The sequence below is a fragment of the Flavobacterium sp. genome (genome assembly GCF_013823965.1).
Lineage (GTDB): Bacteria > Bacteroidota > Bacteroidia > Flavobacteriales > Flavobacteriaceae > Flavobacterium.
The window spans coordinates 1-6,396 of record NZ_PNNA01000031.1 but is presented as its reverse complement, the minus strand read 5'-3'; the positions used below and the strand labels follow the sequence as shown (position 1 = coordinate 6,396).

The 6,396-nt window shown below is 36.1% G+C and carries 4 protein-coding genes; 1 reads left to right on the top strand and 3 read right to left on the bottom strand.

Going from position 1 to position 6,396, the window contains the following annotated elements:
- The 3 genes from C0430_RS03250 to C0430_RS03240 all read right to left on the bottom strand — a co-directional run.
- The coding region (locus tag C0430_RS03250) for a SusE domain-containing protein (RefSeq protein ID WP_290865429.1) at positions 1–368 on the bottom strand (368 nt) is incomplete at its 3' end.
- Positions 369–389: 21 nt separating this feature from the next.
- Positions 390–1,994, bottom strand: coding sequence for a RagB/SusD family nutrient uptake outer membrane protein (locus tag C0430_RS03245; protein WP_290865428.1), 1,605 nt, complete (start codon positions 1,992–1,994; stop codon positions 390–392).
- A 16-nt stretch (positions 1,995–2,010) separates the two neighbouring features.
- The gene (locus tag C0430_RS03240; RefSeq protein ID WP_290865425.1) at positions 2,011–4,950 is read right to left on the bottom strand and encodes a TonB-dependent receptor; all 2,940 of its coding nucleotides are present in this window, start codon (positions 4,948–4,950) and stop codon (positions 2,011–2,013) included.
- Positions 4,951–5,176: 226 nt separating this feature from the next.
- Between C0430_RS03240 and C0430_RS03235 the strand changes: the two genes are divergently transcribed.
- Complete coding sequence (locus C0430_RS03235) at positions 5,177–6,214, top strand: LacI family DNA-binding transcriptional regulator (protein ID WP_290865423.1); 1,038 nt, start codon at positions 5,177–5,179, stop codon at positions 6,212–6,214.
- The last annotated feature ends 182 nt before the right edge of the window (positions 6,215–6,396 follow it).

The following is a 6,396-nucleotide window of genomic DNA, read 5'->3' as shown; positions in this document are numbered from 1 at the left end:
GCAACAAGAGGAGTTGCTTTCAATGCTTTCAATGCATTATTCATTTGTTCTACTGTTACTGAAACTTGATTCCCTGAAATCACGGAACCTAAAGTTTGTGGAGTTGCGAAAGCATTTCCTTTTTTGTCAATTTCTACAGCATAAGTCACTTGAATGTCACCAGCATAATTTGCCGATTTCCAAGTAAAACGCTCTACTTGAGCTGAAGCATTGTCAAACAACAACACATAAGTTGCACCTGATAATGGAGCTGTTAAAACTGGAGCATCTGTCCCTACAATCACTGGTCTGTCTTGAACGTCTTCTACGCTACAGGACAAAGCAAGTATCGCAAATAAAGCTATTATTGATTTCGTTATATTTTTCATTTTTATTTATTTTTAAAATTATTAATATCCAGGGTTTTGTTGTAATTTATTGTTTGATGCCAAAGCATTGGCTGGAATAGGGAATAAATTTCTGAAAGATTGTGTTTGGGTTCCTCCCGCTACACCACCTTTCCATGGCCATAAATAACCTCCATCAGAAAATTTACCAAAACGAATTAAATCCGTTCTTCTGTGTCCTTCCCAATGCAATTCTTTAGCTCTTTCATCAAGAATAAGATTTAAACCGGAAACATCAGCAGTAAGTGCGCTAATAGTTGCTGCATTTGCTCTTGTTCTCAATGCATTGATATAACCTGTGGCTGTAGTTAAACTTGCACCGGCAGCATTTCTTGCAGCACATTCGGCATACATTAAATAAGCATCTGCCAAACGGAATACAGGAAAATCAGTATCAACAAAATTACCCGATTTATCAGAACCCTGAACACCATTTTTATCTACATTTTTGAATTTTTGAATGGCATAACCATTTGTAAATGAACCTATGTCATTAATTTCTTTGGTTTGTCCAGCTGTATAGAATTGACCACGTTTATCAACAGGATTTGCTCCAAATTTATCTACAAATGCTGATGTTGTCCTGATACCAGCCCAACCACCATTGATTCCATATGAAGCGGCATTCATACTTCCTCCCACGGCTGCATGGGTCAAGAAAGTTGTTCCTCCGTATCCTTGTGTGTGAAGACCATCAAAAGCAACTGCAAAAATGAATTCGTTTTGAGCTCCATTTTTATCATTATCAGCTAAAAACAATTGATTGTAATCGCTATGCAATGCATAACCCGTGCCCATGATTTTTACAAGCAATGGTACTGCTGCTGCGTATTTATCAGTGTTAATGTACACTTGAGAATTCATATATAATTTAGCTTGCAACATCCAAGCAGCTGCTTGGTCTACACGGTAAGCTTCATTTGTTTTTGGCGCTTTCAACAATGGTGCAATTGCTGTTAACTCTTCGTCTACAAATTTGTACAATTCAGCTCTTGTGGCGTACTCAGGATAATTGAAAGTAGCTGGAGAATCTTCAGTCACCAATGATCCACCTCCAAAAGTATCAATTAAATGCCAGTAAGTCAAAGCTCTCAAGAAACGTGCTTCAGCTCTGTAAGTGGCAATTTCTGCTTTCAAGGCAGCGTCTACTCCTCTTGCGGCTAATTTTTCGTCAGTTGTTTGTCTTAAAAACTCGTTGCAGTTTACAATTTGGAAAGAGAAACGGGCAAATGTAGCTGTAATAAAACGATCCAAAGAAGTCCATGTTTGTGAGTGGAAATCTTTGATTGTTCCATCGTTCCATGCAATAACCGCTTCGTCTGTTGTTAATTCCTGCATTAACCATAGTCCTCTTACGTATTGACTTTCTCCTTCGTCAATTCCTGAAATATCAGGAGTCCCGGCAGGTCCAGTTTGTCCTGATATGGCAAGTCCTGCATATAGTTTTGCCAGATTCTGCTTGTATGAAGCTGGGTCTGCAAAGAATTCGTCACCAGGAACTGAATTTCCGTTATCTGGTGATTGGTTCAAATCATTTGTACACGATGGAAATAACATTACCAACAGTAACAAAGAAATACCCAATAATTTTATTTGTATCTTTTTCATTTTTCTTGTTATTATATTAGAAATTAACGTTTAAACCTAATGTATAAATAATTGGTCTTGGATATAAATTGTTATCAATACCTCCAGATATTTCTGGATCGATTCCAGTATAATCAGTTATCACTAAAACATTTTGAGCTGAAAGCGTCAATTTTACTAATGAAGTTGAATTTGGTTTTTGGTTAAAAGTATAACCAACTCCAATATTGTCTAATTTAATAAAAGAAGCGTCTTGGATGTAGTAATCCGATTCGTATCTTTTAGCATCTTGTGACGCAAAATTAGTGTACAAAACATTGGTAACACCATTAATCAAATCTGTGTTTCTCAATAAAATTTCTTGGAAATTACCTGCATTTGAATCTACGTTGTTGTAATTGTAATTACCCCAAGATCCTCTCCAAGTCATGTTCATATCCCAGTTTTTGTATACTAAACTTGTATTTAGACCATAAAAAACATCGGCAGCTGCCTTGTGAAAACGGTATTTGTCTTGTTCGTTGATTAAGCCGTCTTTGTTTCTGTCAATATACACACCGTCAATTGGTTTTGCATCTGGACCATAAGCTTGCTCATATACATAAAATGAACGTGGAGCATAACCTACTTGGTGATTTTGAATCGTGTTTCCAGTTCCACCTGCATAACCTCCTATGTTAATACCTGGAGTGTCATCTAAAACGGTAGTTAATTTAGTGATTTCAGAATTTTGGAAAGTAACGTTACCTCCAATTTTCCATTCCAAATTATCTGTTTTCACAGGAGTCAAATCAAGCGCCAACTCAATACCTTTGTTGTCAATTGTTCCAACATTGTAGTTGTCATAATTGGAGAAACCAAAGAAAGAAGGATTTTGAGTGTACAATAATAAATTTGAAGTTATTCTTCTGTAAACATCTGCACTACCTGCAATTCTGTTGTTTAAAAACCCAAAATCAATACCCGCATTGACTGTTGATGTTTCTTCCCATATCAGATTGCTGTTGTAAGGCTGTGGTCTGTAAGTGGTGTAAAAAGTGTTTCCTAATTGATACTGTGCAGTACTGTTAGATGCCAAGTACAAAGGAATAGATGGGTAACTAACACCAATGTCTTGTTGTCCCGTGATACCCCAACCTCCTCTAAGTTTTAGAGTAGAAATACTGGTTACGTCTTTCAAGAAACTTTCTTCGTTCAATTTCCAAGCTAATGCAACAGCCGGGAAATTACCCCAACGATTTTCCTCTGTAAATCTTGATGTTCCATCACGTCTGTATGACAAAGTAACCAAGTATCTATCAGCGATGGTAACATTTGCTCTTGCAAAAAAGGATTGCAAGTTCACGCGTGTAGGTGTAAACAAACCTTCTGTTGTTGTGTTATTTTCGAAAACATAAGAAGAACTGGCTCTTGAATCTTTAAAATCTTGATAAGAATATCCACCAGTTACATCAAATTGTGTGTTAATTGACTCAATTTTTTTGTTGTAGTTCAAATACAAATCCATCAATTTATTATTTCTGGTTTCTGTATTAGAATACGTATTGTTGTATCCAGATCCTGGAAGACCATTAAGGTAGTCAGCAGCGGTATATCCGTGTCCTGTTCCGCTCATTTCATCGTAACCAAAGTTGGCAACTGCCTTCAATTCTGGCAAGAAATGCATTTTGTATTCTGTTTGGATGTTTCCAATACTTCTGTAAGAATTTCCAAAATTGTTAAATTGTTCTATCAAAGAAACTGGGTTTCTACCCGATAGTTGATTAATTTCAGTTGGAGAATTATACCATTGGAAAAAAGTTCCATCAGCGTTTCTAACCGGTTGGGTTGGGTCAAATCGAATTGCAGAACCAATTGCACCAGAATTACTATAATTACTGTTTATCAAAGAGGTATTATTATTTACTTCTATTTTTAAATGTTTATCAAAGAAATTTCCTGTTACATTAACCCCCATTGTGGTTCTTTCCATATTATCTCTTTTCAAGATACCATTCAAATTAGCATAACCAACAGAAGCTCTGTAAACTATGTTATCTGTACCTCCAGTCAAGGAAATATTGTTGTCTGTTCCGATAGCGGTTCTGAAAATTTCATCTTGCCAATCAGTATTTGCCATACCCATCAAAGCTTGTTGAGTTGCGTTTCCACGTGTGTTTACTATATCCCTGAATTGAGAAGGAGTCAAAGTATCTACTTGGTCTGCTATTTCAGAAACTTGAAGGTTTCCATTGTAAGTCACTTTTACTTCTCCTGATTTTCCTTTTTTGGTGGTAATGATGATTACCCCATTAGATGCACGAGATCCATAAATGGCCGTTGCCGAAGCATCTTTCAAAACAGTAATCGATTCGATGTTGTTTTGATTGATTGTAGACAAAGGGTTTTTACCACCTTGAACACCACCGGCAGCTACCGGAAGTCCGTCAATAACATACAAAGGATCGTTGCTTGCAGACAAAGAAGATCCACTTCTAATTCTGATTGTTGCTCCCTCACCTGGAGATCCTCCACCATTAATAATTTGTAAACCGGCAACTTTTCCTTGAATCATTTGATCCGCAGAAGTCACGGGCCCTTTGTTAAAGTCTTTTGAAGTTAATGTCGTTACGGCACCTGTTGCGTCTTTTTTCTTAACAGTTCCATAACCTACTTGAATAACAACTTCCTTTAATTGACTAGCGTCTTCTTCCAGGTTTACCGTTATTGATTGTTGTGATTTGAACTCTACGGTTTGACTTTTATACCCAACGAATGAAAAAACGACAACGTCGCCTTTCTTAACATTTGGCAATTGAAATTTTCCGTCAAGATCTGTTGAAGTCCCAACTGTACTCCCTTGTACATTGATATTTACTCCTGGAATGGGCTGTCCTGATACTTTATCAAGGACTTTTCCGCTAAATGTATTCTGGGCCAGAACGCAAAAAGGCAGGAGTAACAATAAAAATGACAACTTTTTGTAAATTGTTTTCATACTTTTTGTTTAAGTTAATTAGGTTTTTTGTTTAATTTACCTTTACTTCGAGTGTTAAAATTACATAAATTTATTAGCGCTCGACAAAAGCCAAATATTAATGGGTTACGAAAACGTGATAGTGTTGAAAACTTTCTGTTTTATTAATGTTTCCCAGCATAAAATTACGATTCTATAAATTAATTTGCACCTTTATTACGAAAATGATTTTTACCACATTCCCAATATGAAAAAGAAGATTACACTCAAACAAATCGCAAAAGAATTAGACGTATCCATTTCTACCGTCTCCAAATCTTTAAGGAATAGTTTAGAAATAGGCGAAGAAACTAGGCTAAAAGTACAGGCTTTTGCCAAATTCTATCACTACAAACCCAACAATATAGCCCTTAGTTTAAAAAACAGAAAAACAAAAACCATAGGAATCATTATTCCGGAAATTGTACATCATTTCTTTTCAACGGTAATTAACGGAATAGAACAAATAGCCAACGAAAATGGCTATAGCGTAATCATATGCTTATCCGACGATTCATTCGACAAAGAAGTCATAAACATGGAAATGCTTGCCAATGGAAGCATCGACGGATTTATCATGTCCCTTTCCAAAGAAACCCAACAAAAAAAAGATTTCCACCACATTACCGAAGTCATCAATCAAGGAATGCCGGTAGTAATGTTCGACAGGGTAACCAATGATATTGAATGCGACAAAGTAATCATAAATGACGAATTGGCCGCCTTTGAAGCCGTTCAGAGCTTAATTGACAAAGGAAGAAAAAAAATAGCCCTCGTAACAACAGTAGATTATGTTAGTGTAGGCAAATTAAGAACTGACGGATACACCAAAGCCTTATTGAACAACGGAATACCATTCGACGAGAACTTGATCATAAAAATCGAAAACGTGGACAATTGCGAAATTACCATAGCAAAATTATTGGAAGACAAAGCCATTGATGCCGTTTTTGCCGTAAACGAACTATTCGCCGTGACGATCATTAAAACCGCCAATAAAATGGGATTAAAAGTTCCCGAAGATTTAGCCGTCATCGCTTTTACAGATGGAATTATTTCAAAATATTCAACCCCAACCATCACTACAGTAACCCAAAACGGGATAGAAATGGGCAATATAGCCGCCAAGATTCTTATCGAAAGATTAGAAACAGAACACGACGACGAAGGGGAAGAAGAACAAGAAGAAACATACAAAACAGTGGTAATCGAAACCCATCTAATAGAACGGGAATCAACGAACTAGGACCATTTTTTAATTACTTATCAAACTATTTCGTTGTAGTTATGAGTAATTCATTTTATTCTAAAATCCTAAATCTAAAATCTAAAATCTTTTATATATTTACATGATTCAAAACTTTTACTTTTACTTCGAAAAAACAAGTTAAGTTTTGATAAGCAAGGCGCTTATCGTACATTTAAAAC